Source organism: Nocardia sp. NPDC004860 (assembly GCF_040609015.1).
GTDB lineage: Bacteria > Actinomycetota > Actinomycetes > Mycobacteriales > Mycobacteriaceae > Nocardia.
The window spans coordinates 1-15,119 of sequence record NZ_JBEXJI010000049.1 but is presented as its reverse complement, the minus strand read 5'-3'; the positions used below and the strand labels follow the sequence as shown (position 1 = coordinate 15,119).

The following is a 15,119-nucleotide window of genomic DNA, read 5'->3' as shown; positions in this document are numbered from 1 at the left end:
TGCCGCGCTGCGTCATCGGTACCGCCGGATCCCGCGGGCGGTCGTGGATGGCGGTCCTCCTCGAATGGTCGAGGCGCGGACCGCAGCACCGCCCGCCCGCCCGTCAATCGATGCTCTGCACTCGCACGCGGATCGGCATGTCATCGATTGTGGTTTCGACGATGTCGCCAACCAGGTGCCCCAAGAGAGCCTGGCTCGCGGGCAGGCTTTCCGAGTATCTGTCTGAGATCGCATCAGCTTCGCTATCAGGCACGATCACGTAGCGGAACTGCATTGCAATCGTGCCGTCAAAATGGCGAGCGGTGGTGCCATCCTCGTTGACCTTGGTCAGGATGAGACCCGACCCGACGAGCACGATCTTGGTCTTGGGGAGGAGGTTCACTCTCCACCTTTCCGTAGGTGGACAGGCCGGGATTAGCCTTGCCCGCCTTGGTATCTCGTGATTTGCCGATACCGTTTCAACCGAATTCCGGGACTTTCTGCCGGCTCGCGAGGAAGTCTGACCGAACGGACTGGCGCGATCGGAGGACCGAACTCACTGCGGTGCCAAACATCCGCTACTGCCGCATACCGCGCTGACCGAACCGGCCAGTGAGAGGCAGGCGAAGGTCAACTGGCCCTGCTGATCCGTCGCTGGCGGAGCGCATCATGTTGCAGTGTGAGTACGGCCTGAACCGGTACGCCGAGGTGGCGTCGGAGCCTGAGCAAGATCGGTCAAGCGGGTTTCGGGGCCGCGTTGGCAGACTCGTCGTGTGGCCAAGACCGGACGAGATCGACTACGCGAACTGCTCGACGCGGTGCTGGACGAGAACAACACCACGCTCGGTGCGATGGCGGCTGATGCCTTCGTTTCGCCGTTCCATTTCACCCGGCAGTTCTCGCGCGGTACCGGCGAGCCGCCGGTGGCGCTGAAGCGGCGGGTGCTGCTGGAGCGGGCGGCGTGGGAGCTGTCGACGGGTAAGTCGGTGACCGACGTCGCGTTCGCGGCTGGGTACGACTCGGTGGAGGGTTTCAGCCGCGCGTTCAGCGCCGCCTTCGGGCATCCGCCGAGCCTGACTCCCGCGGACGAGCGCCGACGGTGGTTGCCCACGAGCAATGGCATCCACTTTCACCCGCCCATGTCGCTGTGGGTGACGAGTGCGCCGAAAGAACAGGCCGTGCTGGATCCCACGACCCTGCTGATCCATCACGATATCGACGACACCCGCGAACTCCTCAGTATGGCAGCGCAACTCGACGAATCGCAGTACCGGCGGGTGCGATTTCCGGGCCTGCTGGTGGAGTCGTTCCGGGGGCCCGAGGAATCCATTGCCACCGTGCTCGCCCATCTCATCGAGTCGAAGGAGGTGTGGCTGGCCGCGATCGACGGCGAGGACATCCCGACGGCCGCCGATGACGCTCTCCCGGAATTGGCGAAACGCCATGAGCGCGTGGCGGTTCGGTGGCTGGATAACATCCGCGATCTCACCCGGCGTGGCGGGTGGGACGACACCCTGATCGATGCGCTGTGCGAGCCGCCGCAGAGCTTCGTCATCGGCAGCGTGATCGCCCACATCCTCAGCTACTCCACCCACCGCAGGTATCTCGTACGGCATTGGCTGCGAACCGAGTTATCCATCGCCGGAACCGAAATCGGAGACGGCGATCCCATCGAATGGCTACACCAGAGAGGATGACGTGACCTTCAAGACCGTCTACCACACCGCTACCAGCCTGGACGGCTTCCTGGCGACGCCCGACCACAACCTGGATTGGCTGCTGTCTCGGCAGGTCGACTGGGACGGCCCGCTGGGACTGAACCGGTTCGCGGCTGGTGCGGGCGCGATCGCCATGGGCTCGAGCACCTACCAATGGATCAATGAGAATTCCACCGAGCCCTGGCCTTACAACATGCCGACCTGGGTGTTCACCCATCGCGAGTTCCCGGCCTCCGACGACGGCCGCGACGTCCGATTGACCTCGAAGCCGGTGGAGGTCGTACACAAGGAGATGGCCGCGGCCGCCGACGGCAAAGACCTCTGGCTGATGGGCGGCGGCGAGCTGGTCGGCCAATTCGCCGATCAGGGCCTGCTGGACGAAATCATCGTCTCCATCGCCCCCGTCACGCTGGGCGCGGGCGCACCCCTGCTCCCCCGCCGTCTCGAACTGAAGACCGCGGAAGTCGCCCATAACGGCGAATTCGCTTGCGTGCGTTACTCGGTCGTGCGCTGACGCCCCACCATCCATTCATCGCGGGAAGGATTTCGGAATATGGCATACGAATTGTCGCGCAACGTGATTCGTGGTGCGTTTGGCGTGGTTGCGGTGAGTGCGGCCGTCATCGGCGGCGCGCTCAAAACACCATGCCGGCTTCGAGGATCCAGGAGATAAATGTGAGCACCAGAAATACAGTGGCGGTGGGGGTATCGAGTGTCGCCCGTGCTGGCGGCCATGATGAGCGCGGCGGCGAGCGCGGACCCGGCCCCCGCTCCGACCATGGGCAGATCGAACAATTAGTGCTTCATCCAGGTTCTGCTCAACGGCGAGATGCCGGGGATCTACTGATATCGCCCCGCGGTCGGGCAACCGTCTCCAGAACCATGTGAGGCCCATGGCCAGCTGGCTCCAGCGAACTCGAGTGCGCGCTCATGCCGATGACCGTGCGCTCGAATTGCACCGGTACGCTTCCGAGCGTGATAGCCGGCTCCACGTACACTTGCTCCCGCTGTGCCGAACCGCACGATGGTCCCCCACTCGGCTACGGCACGCCGGCCCCCGCGTACTGGAACGTCGAAGCCGCAGATCAGCCCGGCAGTGTGCTCGGAGAAGAACAATGCGTGATCGCGGGATCGTACTTCTTCGTCCGGGCACGACTGGTCATTCCGATCAGCGACCTCGACGCTGAATTCGACTGGGGTGTTTGGGTATCTGTCAGTGAAGCCAGCTTCGAGCGGATGTCGGCGCTGTGGGACAAGCCCGAGAGAGTCGAGGAGCCAACGTACTTCGGGTGGTTGTCCACGGCGCTGCCCCTGTATGAACCGACCACCTTGAACCTGAAGACCAAACTGCATACCCAGCCGATCGGCGACCGGCCACTCGTGGAGCTGGAACCCACCGATCATCCACTGGCTGTCGAGCAGCGAACCGGGATTACCTCGGCCCGGGTTCAATGGATCGCCGAACAAATCCTGCACACGAACCCGCCCATGGGCTGAGCCTGATCACGGTCCTGAAACAGCCGCGGCCGAATGCACGCTCATGCCCATACCGCGCTGACCGAACCGGCCAGCGCGGCGTGGCGGAAGATCAACTGGCCGTTCCGATCCGAGGCCGGCCGAACGCACAGAACGTCTTCTATGCCGAATGCCGCGCCTAGCTCGGGCTCTGAGTATCGGCTTTGCGGATTGGCACAGGATCTCCACACTTCTGTCGCAATTACCACCGATCCAACCAATAGGATCACCGGGGGAGCGAAGGGGATCATGTGCGACGTATGTTCGGCGATGCCGCGTGGGTTCTGCTCGGCGCTGTGATCGGTTGTGTGATCGCGCTGGGGGCAATCTGGCTAATCTTGCGCAGCCTGCGCGACTCCGAGGCCGAGCCGACCGGGGATGGCGACGTGCCATTCGTTGTCCACTGTCAGCCCGGGGCGCCGTGCTACATCACGAGTGTGCCAGACCAGACACCGACCCTGGCCGTGAAAGGAAAACCAGGCGCCAGCATCGATTCGCCACTCCAGCCCGACATTGCGGACCTTGGAACGGGCGACCGTGTCGTATGTACTGTCCACATCAAAGTACTGGAATGGAGCGAGGAGGCCTCCAACGGCCCTGAGCCGAAGGCCACCGTCAAGAACTGCCGACGCGCTTAGCTGTTGCGCTCCAACGCAGTTTCATGCGGCTCGAGCATCCGCTTCTGCCGCATACCGCGCTGACCGAACCGGCCAGCGCGGCACCTCGAAAGATCAACGGGCAGATCGCCGCTCGGCCGTCACCAGTGCACGCTGCTCTTGCCGCCCTACCCACGTAAATGACCAAATGATCAGGCGGCCGCGTAATCCGGTCTAGGTGGTCGTGGTGCCGGACCAGCCGAAGCTGAAGCTGTGTCCCTTCGAATTGCACTGGATCGCGCCGCGCCCGCCGCCACTGCACGTAGCGCCCGCGTAGCTGATGGTCGAGCCGTATCCGTTGCCCTGCGGGAGGGTGCTGGCATCGGAACGACCGTAAGGACCGAACACGCCGAAGGTCGGGTGCGCGGGCAGGAACGGCACATCGATGGCGAGATCGGTCACCGGAATCATGTTCAGCCACTTGGCGATGCCGGGCGCGATGTCACAACCCGCGGTGCCGTCCGACTTGATCGAGCACTGCGCGGGACCCGTGTTGAAGTAGACGGTGTCACCGATCATGTAGTCGTTCGGATTCACCGCATCAGCATTGGCGGTACCCGCACCGACCATAGAAATCGCTGCTGCGGCCACGGCCATGCCAGCGAAGGCACGCATTCTCATTCGCTCTCCCCTCGAAGTTCAGTCCGACCCGAGCTCGGACATTACACGTTGCGGGCTTGAAGGGGCGAGTTTCCTTGAGTCAGTTGACGATACGATCAGACAGCACGAAGTCGACGCAATCGGTGAAACCACCATCGGGCCGCGGTCGAGAAGATCGATCCTGACGATCGTGTGTTCGCGCCGGTTCCGGCGCCCGCAGCCTGCTCCTGGCTTGCCGGATGACCCCGTTCGAACCGCGTATGCAATTTCTATGCCGCAACTCCCGGCACGGCGAGGTAGGTTCGCGCGAAACGACGAGGGGAACGGGTGTGAAAGATCCGCACGATCAACCGGAGTTACCGGCGCCGGCCCCACACGGCGCGACCGCCGTCACTGCAGCCATGACCGCGCTGATCCTCGGTCCACTCACCGGAATCGCCGGAATCATGTGGGTTCTCTTAACGGTCGTCGGACTCGAAGATCAAGCCCGCGAATCGCCAGTCGAGATCGGCCGGTACACAGACCTGATCGTCATGGGGATCGTCGCCGTCGTCATCGGGCTGGCCTGGTCGGTCGGCGGATTCCTTCTGGTGTCGTACATGAAAACGGGTCGTTTCCTGTTGATCCTTGCGTCAGGGGTGGCACTGATCGCGAGCGTTGCACAGCTCTTCAACAGAGGTTTCGGCTTCTTGTTCATTCCGATCATCGTGAGTCTGCTGATTCTCGTGCTGTGTGCGGTCCCGGCAACCGGTCGCTGGATCGTGGCGCATGAACCAGGGCCGAATCCGCTTGCCCGGGACTGAGTTCGCCCAGCTGGCCATGCTATTTGTGGACATGTGTTCTTGGGTCGTTGCTCATTGAGTTGCCGGGGCGATCAACTGGCCGTATTCATCCCGGGCCCGCCGAAGGCGCCATCATGCCGATGAGCGGGTGAAATCTGCATCGAAAGCGCGTTCGGCGCCTGGGCGCGCGGGCTGGGCACGAATCTGCTCAATCCGAAGGTCGGCGTTTTCTACGCCGCCATGCTGCCGCAGTTCCTGCCGGACGGAGTACCGCATCTGCTGATGGGTTGTGCTCTTGCGGTGGTACACAACGTCGAGGGCATGTTGTCGTTACCGCGCTGACCGAACCGGCCAGCGCGAGGCGCCAGCGACCGGAACCCTGTGCGCCGCAGAAGTCCGCAGCTGCCGATGGGCGGATACCACTGGACCAGGTCCTTTCCCGTAATTCGTTCCGTACGTTGGTGCCACGGCCAGGTCAACGTCGTCGTCGATGCTGCGTGACTCCGCTAACCTTGGCCAACGTGCCGACGTCCTTTCCTTCGATCGATCCGTATGCCAGCGGTCTGCTCGAGGTCGGTGACCGAAACCAGGTGTACTGGTGCACCAGCGGTAACCCTGCGGGCCGGCCCGCGCTGGTGGTGCATGGCGGGCCGGGCAGCGGGAGCAGCCCGCGGGCGCGGAAGTCGTTCGATCCGAACGTCTTCCGGATCGTGCAGTTCGATCAGCGGGGTTGCGGACGCAGCATTCCGAGCGCCGCCGATCCGGACACCGACATGGCGGTGAACACCACCGAGCACCTGATCGGCGATATGGAGCGGCTGCGCACCCACCTCGGCATCGACCGATGGCTGCTGTACGGCGGGTCCTGGGGCTCGACGCTCATCCTCGCCTACGCCGAGCGGTACCCGGAGCGGGTCACCGGGATCGTGCTGGTCGGCGTGACCAGCACCCGCCGCCGCGAGATCGACTGGCTGTACCGGGGTGTCGCGCGGCTGCTACCCGCCGAATGGGCGCGGTTCCGGGCCGCGCTGCCCAGCGACGGTGACCCGGTCGAGGGCTACCGGCAGTTGATGGAGCACCCGGACCCGGTGGTACGCCGCAGCGCCGCGATCGAGTGGTGTCGCTGGGAGGACGCGGTCATCGCGCACGAATCCCTGGGCAGCCCTGGGCAGTACAGCAGCGAGCCGGAGACCGCGATGCTCGCCTTCGTCCGGATCTGCACGCACTACTTCGCACGCGCGGCGTGGCTCGACGAAGGCGTACTGCTGCGCGAAGCCGGTCGGCTCGCCGGGATTCCCGGCGAATTGATCCACGGCCGCCTCGATCTCAGCGCACCGCTCGAAACCGCGTGGGAACTCGCCAAAGTCTGGCCGGACGCCCGCCTGCACATCATCGACGACTCCGGCCACACCGGCAGCCCCGCCATGGGCGAGGCGGTCGCCCGCGCCATCGCCCGCTTCGCACAGTCCGATACCGATCGGATCAGCTGGACGGCGGCAACCGGAGGCAACGGGTACCCGCCGTGGTAGCCGTGCCTCGATCATCGAGTATGGGGAACATCCGTTCGGCTCCGACACCTCGATCGCGCGCTGCGCCAGGCACCTCGGCAGATATCCGTCACGCTGTCATGCCAACCGGCCGGTTCTCAACCGTCATCCATCTACGTCAGCCCTGCTGGGGCTCGGCGGCCGGGGCCCAGCGGTTGGCGGTGAGGGCGTAGCCGGGCAGCGCGTCGGTGGACATCTTGGATTCGTAGATGCGCTGGTAGCCGGTGCTCGCGATGCGCCAGACGCCGTCCTCGCGGCGGTAGGTGTCGTGGTAGTAGGCCGCGCCGCGGATCAGTAGGCCATAGTCGGCGGCGATCACGGTGTCCTCCAGACACCAACTGCCGGAAGCGGTATCGCCGTCGACCGTGATTTCCGGATGGTTGGCGACGTGCACGGTGATGATGTTCCCGCTGAGCGCGCCGCGCATGAAATCCACGATCTGGTCGCGGCTGGTGAACTGGGCCGGCAGTCCGCCAGACGGCGATCCGTAGGACCCGACGATGTCCGCGCAGAGCGTGTCCCCGAACTCGTCCCACTGCTTCAGGTCCAGCGTGCGCAGGTAGCGATACTTGAGTGCGCGAATCGATTCGAGAGCTGCAAAATCCATACCGCAATGTAGCCGAATCGGACATCTACCTACCAAGCATTTGCTACGTTTCGGACATGATTTCCACCCTGGTCTGGGGCACGGGCAATGTCGGCCGTGCCGCCATCCGGGCCGTCGCGGCGCATCCGGGTCTGGAGCTGACCGGCGTCCTGGTCCACAACCCGGCCAAGGTCGGCCGCGACGCCGGTGAACTCGCCGGGCTGGACACCGCGGTGGGGATCGCGGCCACCGCCGATGTCGACGCCGCGCTCGCGGCCGGACCCCGCGCCATCGTCTACGCCGCGTCCGGCGACATCCGTCCCGACGACGCTCTCGCCGACATCGAACGCGCCCTGCGCACCGGGGCCGTGGTGGTGACGCCCGCGCTCTACGCGCTCTACGACCACCGCAGCGCCCCGATCGAACTGCAGGACCGGGTGTCGGCGGCCATCGCGGAGGGCGGCGGCGCCCTGTTCGTCTCCGGCATCGACCCCGGCTGGGGCAACGACGTCCTGCCGCTGCTCATGAGCGGCCTCGGCAGCAGCGTGGATGTGCTGCGCTGCCAGGAGATCTTCGACTACTCCACCTACGACCAGCCCGACTCGGTGCGCTACCTGGTCGGCATGGGCCAGCCCCTGGATTATCAGCCGCCCATGCTCGCGCCCACCATCCCGACCATGGTGTGGGGCGGGCAGATTCGGATGATCGCGCGCGGACTGGGCGTGGCGCTCACCGACATTCGCGAGGTGGTGGAGCGGCGCGCGCTGGACGAGACCGTCGAGACCGAGCGCATGGGCAAATTCGAGGCGGGCACCCAGGGCGCGGTGCGGTTCGAGGTGCAGGGCATCGTCGACGGCAGCCCGCGCATCGTCATCGAGCACATCACCCGCATCCACGCGAGCTGCGCCCCCGACTGGCCGCACCCGCCCAGCGGCGCCGGCGCGCACCGCGTGCTCATCGAGGGCCGCCCGCGCATCGAGATCACCGTGCAGGCCACCGACGAGGACGGCAATCACTCCGCGGGCGGAAACGCCACCGCCGTGGGCAGATTGGTGAACGCCATCCCGTGGCTGGCCGACGCCGAGCCCGGCCTGTACGACGCCCTCGACGTCCCGCTGCCGTTCGGCACTCTCGGAAGGAACCCATCGGCATGATCATCGACATTCCCGAGGGCAAGGACCCCATCGGCTACGTGTGGGGCGAAATGGTGCCCGGCATCGGCGTCGCGGCCTCCAACTTCTCCCTCGCCGTCTACTCGCACAGCACCCTGGGGCTGCGCGAATTCGAGGCCGCGCGATTGCGCATCGCCCAGATCAACGGCTGCCTGTTCTGCCTGGACTGGCGCACCGATCGCAATGGCGAGAAGGTCGAGGAGTCCTTCGCCGACGGCGTGACCGAGTGGCGCACCGCCGAGTCCTTCGACGACCGCACCCGGATGGCCGCCGAGTACGCCGAGCGCTACGCCCTCGACCACCACAACCTCGACGACGAGTTCTTCGAGCGGATGAAGTCGCTCTACTCCGACGCCGAGATCGTCGAACTGTCCATGTGCCTCGGCTCCTGGCTGGCCTTCGGCCGCCTCAACCACGTGCTGGGCCTGGACGCTGTCTGCGTCCTTCCCGGTCATACGGCACAGCAGTAGAACACCGGCCGGAGTGCTGCCCGCCCCTGCTCGGCAGCACCCCGACCGGCAGCCGCGTCAGTTCCGCTTGTTGAACACGTCGGTTCCGAAGCGCGGCAGTCCCGGGGAGGCGGCGAAGCCCAGATAGGGCAGGCCGAAGCGATCCTCGATGCTCGCCAGCAGTGAATAGTGGTTGTACGGGGTGTCGCTGAAGGTGCCCGGCGTCACCGACTTCGGTGAGATCACCAGTGCGCCCACCCGGCCGCCACCCGGACCCACGATGCCCGGCAGCGGACTGTTGGGCCCGGGGCCCTCACCGCAGCAGGCCGAGGAATCCTGTTGCGGCCCATCGGATTCGTCGAAGGTGATGATCAGGATCCCGTTCTGCTGGAAGGCCGGCGCCGAGGTGATCACCGGAACCCACTGCCGCAGCCAGAGATCCGCCGACGCCAGCCCGCCCGGGGCGCCCGTGACACAGGGGGAGTCGTGCCCGTCGTCGCACAGGTCCGGGGTGATGTAGGCGAAGTTCGGCGTCGTATCCGGCTGTGCCAGATCGCTCTTCAGCGCACCGAGATCGACCACCTGCTGCCGGCAGGCGGGCGAGTCGATGATCTCGTGGAAGTACACGAACGGGTTGTGCCGGGCCGCGTACTGGCCGGCGACGGTCGCCTTCTGGGTGGTGTCCTGGCTGTTCAGGGCGGGATGACGGCAGGGCGTGCCCATATCCTCCATATAGCCCTTCCAACTGCGGCCCACCCCCGTCAGTTGCCCGGCGAGCGTCTGCACCGACGCGGGGTACACACAGCCCTGACCGACGGCCTGGCCGGGCGGAACCGTTCCCGCGCCGACGAAGTCGCTGTAGATCTGGCAGTCGGCCTGGGTCTCGGCGTTCGGTCCCTGACCGGACAGCTGAGCGATGTAGTTGTCCAGACTGTTGTGCCCGGTGCCGTAGTACTGGCTCAGCAGCACCCCCTCCGACCGCAGCGTCTTGCTCAGATACGGTGCGGCCGAGGCGGGTCCCCAGGTCTCGTCGTACCCCTTGTTCTCCAACTGGATCACGAAGATGTGCGGCGCGCCCGGATCCGCCGTCGCGTGCGGACCGTAGCCCACCGCCAGCGCGGCGATCGTGAACACCAGCACCACGATGAATTGGCCGAACCGGCGCATCACAGACTCCATCCCGTCGATGCGGCCAAGGCGCGCAAGGTATTCCACTCTTCGAGGTCGGCGACCACGGCCGGAGCGCACACCCCGGGCGGTGTGGGCGGCACATTCCATTGCGGCGCAGCGAGATTCGGGGCGCTGCCGAAGTCGAGCACCTCGGCGATATTGCGGGCGGCGGCGTCGCGCGGGGTGAGGGACGGTAGCCCCCACCGCCATTCGATGGCCTTGAGCACCGAGGTGTGGTCGTACACATCGTGGGCCACGTGCCCGCGCCGGGCCAGCGGCGAGATCACCAGGCACGGCACCCGGAATCCGCGCAGCCCCCAGTCCGGGTTGGCATCCGGCGCGACCTGCGGCGGCACGTGGTCGAAGAAGCCGCCCCACTCGTCGTAGTTGATGACGAGCAGCGTGCGCGACCAGGCGGGGCTCTTGGTGACCGCCTGATACACCTGGTTCAGGAACGCCTGCCCCGCGCGGATATCCGCGTGCGGGTGATCGTCGGCCGAAGTGCCGGTGTCCTCGTCCAGGAACTTGGGGTCGACGAACGACACCGCGGGCAGCGTGCCCGCCGCGCAGTCGGCCAGGAAGGTCGCGAACGGGCGGCTGATGGACAGGTACTTCGCGCCCCACAGTGCCAGGAACGGGGTGTCGTAGAAGTAGTAGCGCCCCGGCACACCCGCGTCCGCCAGCCGGTCCCAGATGGTCGGCAGCGTCGAGATCGTCGAGGAATTGTGGATGCGGTCGGTCTGGGCGGCGTGCTGATAGAAGCGGTTGGGATACGTCTCGGCCATGATCGCCGAGAAATAGTTGTCACAGACCGTCCAGGCCGGCGCGGCATTGCCATAGAAGCCGAGATCGCCCTGTTCGTAGTAGCCGATGGCGAATTCGTCGTTGGTTCCGGCGCGCAGCCAGCCGTCGCACGCGCCGTTGTTGTACTCCACGCGCCCGCCCTCGAAGGAATGGTCCGGGTCGTTGTACTGGCAGCCCTGAGTGGTGGCCAGGTGGAAGGTCTTGTGCGCCACGCCGTTCCGGTCGGTGAAGATCTGACCGGCCTGCTTGCCGTTCGCCCCGGGCAGCCAGCCCAGATAGTGGTCGAACGAGCGGTTCTCCATCATCACCACGATGATGTGGTCGATCCCGGAGGCAGCGGGCGCGGGCAGCGGGGCGGCGGTGGCGCGGGGGGCTGTCGAGCCGAGGGCCGCGCCGACCGCGAGGGCTCCGGCGCCGGCGAGGACGGTTCGGCGGTTGGTGGTACTTCGAGGGGAATCTGTCACGAGTCATACATCGCGCCGGCGATTACCGGCGAGTAACCAGTGGGGCGAATTCGAATGAGAATTAGATGAACGCCTCAACTATTGGACGTTCGACCAATCTATCGCGACCGAGGCTGCTTGTCGCCGATGTCCGGGGGCACCCGGCCGGCGCGGTCTCCAGTTCGGGGCAGGTCTTCAAATCCGCAGGCGACATGCCGGGATTCGGGGCGGCCAACTACATCACCTTCCTGGCGCGTGCGCGCTACCTGACCGCCCTGGCAGCGCTCGCCTTCCTCTGGGCGCTGTCGGCCTTCCGCACCTATCAGCAGCGGACGCAGTAACCGGCCGAACATGCGAAAAGTTGTGCCTGCGTGGCGATCTCGCCCGCGGGCCGGACATCGTGCCTCTCAGGAGGTTCGGGGTCGAAGCCCCTGAGAGCTACGAGAGTCGTGCCTCTCAGGAGGCTCAGGGGCGAAGCCTCTGGAAGCTACGAGAGTCGTGCCTCTCAGGAGGTCCGAGGGCGAAGCCCCTGAGAGTTACGAGAGTTGGCTGGTCACCCTACTTGTCGAACAGCGCCAGATACTTGGTCTGCCCGAACATCTCGGCCGCGTCGCGCGCGGACGGGCTGCCCGCGTTCGGATCGGCCCCGGCCGCGAGCAGGGCGTGGACGATCTCGTCCGAGCCCTTGAACACCGCGCCCGAGAGCGGGGTCTGGCCCTTGTCGTTGCCGAAGTTGGGGTCCGCCTTGCGTTCCAGCAGGGCGTTCACCGCCTCCGGGTGCGAGTAGTAGGCGGCCAGCATGAGCAGCGTGTCGCCATTGTCGTTGGTCAGGTTCACCGGCACCCCGGCGTCGAGGTAGGCGCCCAGGGTGGCGGCATCGCCGCTGCGGGCCAGATCGAAGATCTTGCTCGCCAGTTCGAGCACTTCCGGATCCAGGTCTTTGGGTTCCACCAGGCCACTCTAGCCAGCGGGACCGCCGCGGCCGAGCGAAGTTCCCTATAGGAGATCGGGTTGCTCAGGAAGTGATGATGAGCAGCTCGGTCGGCGAGGCGATCTCGGTGCGCAGTCCGGACTTCTCGGCCACCCGGGCCAGCCCGGCGATATCCGACGGCTCCGACCGTGACAGCACCAGCGCCCGCGCCAGCAGTCCCTTGTGGTGTTTGTTGAAGTGGCTCACCACGGTTCGCTTCCCGTCCGGACGCTCGGTCAGCACCGTCGCGGTGACCGCGCCCGGAACCCGGCCCAGATTCTGATAGGTCCCCGACCGCAGATCCACCACCAGGTGCCCGGCCGCCTCCGCGCGCAGCGCCGCCGGCAGCACCGCCTTCCACAGCGACTGCAGCGTCGGCAGACCCGGCAGCTTCGACCCGCCCGAAAGCCGGTAGGCCGGAATCGGATCGCCCGCGCGGATCACCCCGAACAGCGCCGAGCCGATGCCCAGGCGGGCCTCGGCCTTGGCGCGCTGGGCCTTGGTGAACCGGGCCGCGTCGAGTGCGTCGTAGAGCACACCCGTGTATCGGTCCAGGGCCGGCCGGGTGGCGGAGGTGCGCAGGGCGGCATTGCGCGCGATTTCCGCGTCAGCCCCCTTGCCCAGTGCCAGCGCGGCACGCGAGGCGTCGGGATCGGCGGCCAGCGCGATCAACTCGGTGACGAGTTTGTCGCGCACCGCTGTGAGCTGCGGCATCGCCAGGGAATCCAGGTCCAGGGGACCGCCCGAACCACCGTCGGACTTGGTTTCTGAGGGAGGCAGCAGCACCAGCACGAGCCAACACGGTAATGCCTTGTGAACTGTGCGAGAGCAGCGGCTACTGTGTTGAGCCGTGATCACCCGTCTCTCCCACCTGTTCCTGCGCACGCTGCGCGACGACCCCGCCGACGCCGAGGTGCCCAGCCACAAGCTGCTGGTGCGTGCCGGTTACGTGCGTCGCATCGCGCCCGGCGTCTACTCGTGGCTGCCGCTCGGCCTGCGCACGCTGCGCAAGGTCGAGGATGTCGTCCGGTCGGAGATGAACGCCATCGGGGCCCAGGAGATCTCGCTGCCGGCGCTGCTGCCGCGCGAACCGTACGAAACCACCAACCGCTGGACCGAGTACGGCGACGGCCTGTTCCGGCTCAAGGACCGCAAGGGCCAGGACTACCTGCTCGGCCCCACCCACGAGGAGCTGTTCGCCCTCACCGTGAAGGGCGAGTACAGCTCCTACAAGGATCTGCCGGTCACGCTGTACCAGATCCAGACCAAGTACCGCGACGAAGGCCGCCCGCGCGCGGGCATCCTGCGCGGGCGCGAGTTCATCATGAAGGACTCGTACTCCTTCGACCTCGACGAGGACGGGCTGAAGAACAGCTACAACGCCCACCGCGAGGCCTACCAGAAGATCTTCGACCGCCTCGGCGTCAAGTACGTCATCGTGGCCGCCACCTCCGGCGCCATGGGCGGCTCGGCGTCGGAGGAGTTCCTGGCCGACAGCCCCGTCGGCGAGGACACCTACGTGATCTGCCGCGAATCCGGTTACGCCGCAAACGTGGAGGCCGTGGTCACCACCGCGCCCCCGGCGATCCCGCTCGAGGGACAGGCCGACGCCGTCGTCCACGACACCCCCAACACGCCGACCATCGCGACGCTGGTCGACTGGGCCAATACCGCCAACGTGCTGGGCCGCGAGGTGACCGCCGCCGACACCCTCAAGAACGTCATGGTCAAGCTGCGCTACCCCGACGGCAAGACCGAGATCCTCGGCGTCGGCATCCCCGGCGACCGTGAGGTCGACGACAAGCGCCTCGGGGCGTCCGTCGAGCCGGCCGAGGTGGAATTGCTCGACGAGACCGACTTCAAGGCCAACCCGTTCCTGGTGAAGGGTTATATCGGCCCGAAGGCCCTGCAGGCCAACGGCGTCCGCTACCTCGTCGACCCGCGCGTGGTCTCCGGCACCGCCTGGATCACCGGCGCCGACGAGCAGGGCAAGCACTACGTGGGCCTGGTCTCCGGACGTGACTTCACCCCCGACGGCACCATCGAGGCCGCCGAGGTTCGCGACGGCGATCCCTCGCCCGACGGCCGCGGCGTCCTGGAGGCCGCCCGCGGCATCGAGATCGGCCACATCTTCCAGCTCGGCCAGAAGTACACCGACGCCTTCGAGGTCGACGTGCTGGGCGAGAACGGCAAGCCGGTCCGTCTCACGATGGGCTCCTACGGCGTAGGCGTGTCCCGCATGGTCGCCGTGCTCGCCGAGCAGATGCACGACGACAAGGGCCTGCGCTGGCCCCGCGAGGTCGCCCCGTTCGACGTCCACGTCGTCATCGCCAACAAGGACGAGGGCGCCCGCGCCGGCGCCGAACAGGTTGCCGCCGAACTCGATTCCCTCGGCTTCGAGGTCCTCCTCGACGACCGCACCGCCTCCCCGGGCGTGAAGTTCAAGGACGCCGAACTCCTCGGCATGCCCTACATCGTGGTCGTCGGCCGCGGCTGGGCCGAGGGCAAGATCGAACTCCGCGACCGCTTCGCCGGCACCGCCGAGGAACTCCCGGCCGAGTCCGCCGTGGCCTCGGTCGCGGCCAAGATCCGCGGCTGACGCTTCCGAATCCCGAGTGGCGCATCACCTTCCGCACGCCATCGAATTGCGTGATCTGGTGGAACCGCGCATCGCGGAGCTGGCCGCCCTGCGTGCGCTGGACTCGAACCTGCTGTCCCTCGACGACGT

The 15,119-nt window shown here is 66.4% G+C and carries 17 protein-coding genes; 10 read left to right on the top strand and 7 right to left on the bottom strand.

Annotated features, from left to right (window positions below; genetic code table 11):
* Positions 1–103: 103 nt before the first annotated feature.
* Entirely contained in the window at positions 104–382 is a 279-nt protein-coding gene (locus tag ABZV44_RS44025) for a GreA/GreB family elongation factor (RefSeq protein WP_354850876.1), read from the bottom strand.
* A 370-nt stretch (positions 383–752) separates the two neighbouring features.
* Between ABZV44_RS44025 and ABZV44_RS44020 the strand changes: the two genes are divergently transcribed.
* The 4 genes from ABZV44_RS44020 to ABZV44_RS44005 all read left to right on the top strand — a co-directional run bounded on the left by ABZV44_RS44020 (position 753) and on the right by ABZV44_RS44005 (position 3,850).
* Positions 753–1,676: a helix-turn-helix domain-containing protein gene (locus tag ABZV44_RS44020; protein WP_354850874.1), complete on the top strand. Its 924-nt coding sequence runs from the start codon at positions 753–755 to the stop codon at positions 1,674–1,676.
* 1 nt (position 1,677) lies between these two features.
* Positions 1,678–2,211 carry a dihydrofolate reductase family protein gene (locus ABZV44_RS44015; protein WP_354850871.1) on the top strand — a complete coding sequence of 178 codons (534 nt, stop codon included), beginning with the start codon at positions 1,678–1,680 and terminating at the stop codon, positions 2,209–2,211.
* A gap of 416 nt (positions 2,212–2,627) precedes the next feature.
* Positions 2,628–3,194, top strand: a complete 567-nt coding sequence (locus ABZV44_RS44010) for a DUF2199 domain-containing protein (RefSeq protein WP_354850868.1) — start codon at positions 2,628–2,630, stop codon at positions 3,192–3,194.
* 278 nt (positions 3,195–3,472) lie between these two features.
* Complete coding sequence (locus ABZV44_RS44005; protein ID WP_354850865.1) at positions 3,473–3,850, top strand: hypothetical protein; 378 nt, start codon at positions 3,473–3,475, stop codon at positions 3,848–3,850.
* A 192-nt stretch (positions 3,851–4,042) separates the two neighbouring features.
* Here ABZV44_RS44005 and ABZV44_RS44000 read toward each other — a convergent pair whose 3' ends face one another.
* Complete coding sequence (locus ABZV44_RS44000; RefSeq protein ID WP_354850862.1) at positions 4,043–4,483, bottom strand: hypothetical protein; 441 nt, start codon at positions 4,481–4,483, stop codon at positions 4,043–4,045.
* 314 nt (positions 4,484–4,797) lie between these two features.
* Between ABZV44_RS44000 and ABZV44_RS43995 the strand changes: the two genes are divergently transcribed.
* Both ABZV44_RS43995 and pip read left to right on the top strand, forming a co-directional pair.
* Positions 4,798–5,271, top strand: a complete 474-nt coding sequence (locus ABZV44_RS43995; RefSeq protein ID WP_354850860.1) for a hypothetical protein — start codon at positions 4,798–4,800, stop codon at positions 5,269–5,271.
* Between the two features lie 500 nt (positions 5,272–5,771).
* Positions 5,772–6,779, top strand: a complete 1,008-nt coding sequence (pip, locus tag ABZV44_RS43990; protein ID WP_354850857.1) for a prolyl aminopeptidase — start codon at positions 5,772–5,774, stop codon at positions 6,777–6,779.
* 136 nt (positions 6,780–6,915) lie between these two features.
* On the opposite strand, the gene ABZV44_RS43985 is transcribed toward pip, so the two are convergent.
* Positions 6,916–7,404 (bottom strand): nuclear transport factor 2 family protein, encoded by a 489-nt coding sequence (locus ABZV44_RS43985; RefSeq protein ID WP_354850854.1) that lies wholly within the window; start codon positions 7,402–7,404, stop codon positions 6,916–6,918.
* Between the two features lie 56 nt (positions 7,405–7,460).
* Between ABZV44_RS43985 and ABZV44_RS43980 the strand changes: the two genes are divergently transcribed.
* On the top strand, positions 7,461–8,537 hold the full coding sequence (locus ABZV44_RS43980; RefSeq protein ID WP_354850852.1) for a dihydrodipicolinate reductase: 1,077 nt from the start codon (positions 7,461–7,463) through the stop codon (positions 8,535–8,537).
* Positions 8,534–9,025, top strand: coding sequence for a carboxymuconolactone decarboxylase family protein (locus ABZV44_RS43975; protein ID WP_354850849.1), 492 nt, complete (start codon positions 8,534–8,536; stop codon positions 9,023–9,025). Before ABZV44_RS43980 ends, ABZV44_RS43975 begins: the two co-directional genes overlap by 4 nt.
* 57 nt (positions 9,026–9,082) lie before the next feature.
* Here ABZV44_RS43975 and ABZV44_RS43970 read toward each other — a convergent pair whose 3' ends face one another.
* Positions 9,083–10,171: an alkaline phosphatase family protein gene (locus ABZV44_RS43970; protein ID WP_354850846.1), complete on the bottom strand. Its 1,089-nt coding sequence runs from the start codon at positions 10,169–10,171 to the stop codon at positions 9,083–9,085.
* The gene (locus tag ABZV44_RS43965; RefSeq protein ID WP_354850844.1) at positions 10,171–11,442 is read right to left on the bottom strand and encodes an alkaline phosphatase family protein; all 1,272 of its coding nucleotides are present in this window, start codon (positions 11,440–11,442) and stop codon (positions 10,171–10,173) included. The genes ABZV44_RS43970 and ABZV44_RS43965 overlap by 1 nt, the downstream gene beginning before the upstream one ends.
* Positions 11,443–11,633: 191 nt before the next feature.
* On the opposite strand from ABZV44_RS43965, the gene ABZV44_RS43960 reads away from it, so the two are divergent.
* Complete coding sequence (locus ABZV44_RS43960) at positions 11,634–11,762, top strand: hypothetical protein (RefSeq protein WP_354850841.1); 129 nt, start codon at positions 11,634–11,636, stop codon at positions 11,760–11,762.
* A gap of 217 nt (positions 11,763–11,979) precedes the next feature.
* Here ABZV44_RS43960 and ABZV44_RS43955 read toward each other — a convergent pair whose 3' ends face one another.
* Entirely contained in the window at positions 11,980–12,372 is a 393-nt protein-coding gene (locus ABZV44_RS43955; RefSeq protein WP_354850838.1) for an ankyrin repeat domain-containing protein, read from the bottom strand.
* A 64-nt stretch (positions 12,373–12,436) separates the two neighbouring features.
* Positions 12,437–13,183: a peroxide stress protein YaaA gene (gene yaaA / locus ABZV44_RS43950; RefSeq protein ID WP_354850836.1), complete on the bottom strand. Its 747-nt coding sequence runs from the start codon at positions 13,181–13,183 to the stop codon at positions 12,437–12,439.
* A gap of 58 nt (positions 13,184–13,241) precedes the next feature.
* Between yaaA and ABZV44_RS43945 the strand changes: the two genes are divergently transcribed.
* A complete protein-coding gene (locus ABZV44_RS43945) occupies positions 13,242–14,990 on the top strand; it encodes a proline--tRNA ligase (RefSeq protein WP_354850833.1) in 1,749 nt (582 codons plus the stop codon).
* The last annotated feature ends 129 nt before the right edge of the window (positions 14,991–15,119 follow it).

What these genes read in the sequence shown, in the direction of transcription:
- ABZV44_RS44010 (WP_354850868.1), top strand. Translation starts at nt 2,628, where the DNA reads ATGCCGATGACCGTGCGCTCGAATTGCACCGGTACGCTTCCGAGCGTG.
- ABZV44_RS44005 (WP_354850865.1), top strand. Translation starts at nt 3,473, where the DNA reads ATGTTCGGCGATGCCGCGTGGGTTCTGCTCGGCGCTGTGATCGGTTGT.
- ABZV44_RS44000 (WP_354850862.1), bottom strand. Translation starts at nt 4,483, where the DNA reads ATGCGTGCCTTCGCTGGCATGGCCGTGGCCGCAGCAGCGATTTCTATG.
- ABZV44_RS43985 (WP_354850854.1), bottom strand. Translation starts at nt 7,404, where the DNA reads ATGGATTTTGCAGCTCTCGAATCGATTCGCGCACTCAAGTATCGCTAC.
- ABZV44_RS43980 (WP_354850852.1), top strand. Translation starts at nt 7,461, where the DNA reads ATGATTTCCACCCTGGTCTGGGGCACGGGCAATGTCGGCCGTGCCGCC.
- ABZV44_RS43975 (WP_354850849.1), top strand. Translation starts at nt 8,534, where the DNA reads ATGATCATCGACATTCCCGAGGGCAAGGACCCCATCGGCTACGTGTGG.
- ABZV44_RS43970 (WP_354850846.1), bottom strand. Translation starts at nt 10,171, where the DNA reads ATGCGCCGGTTCGGCCAATTCATCGTGGTGCTGGTGTTCACGATCGCC.
- ABZV44_RS43960 (WP_354850841.1), top strand. Translation starts at nt 11,634, where the DNA reads ATGCCGGGATTCGGGGCGGCCAACTACATCACCTTCCTGGCGCGTGCG.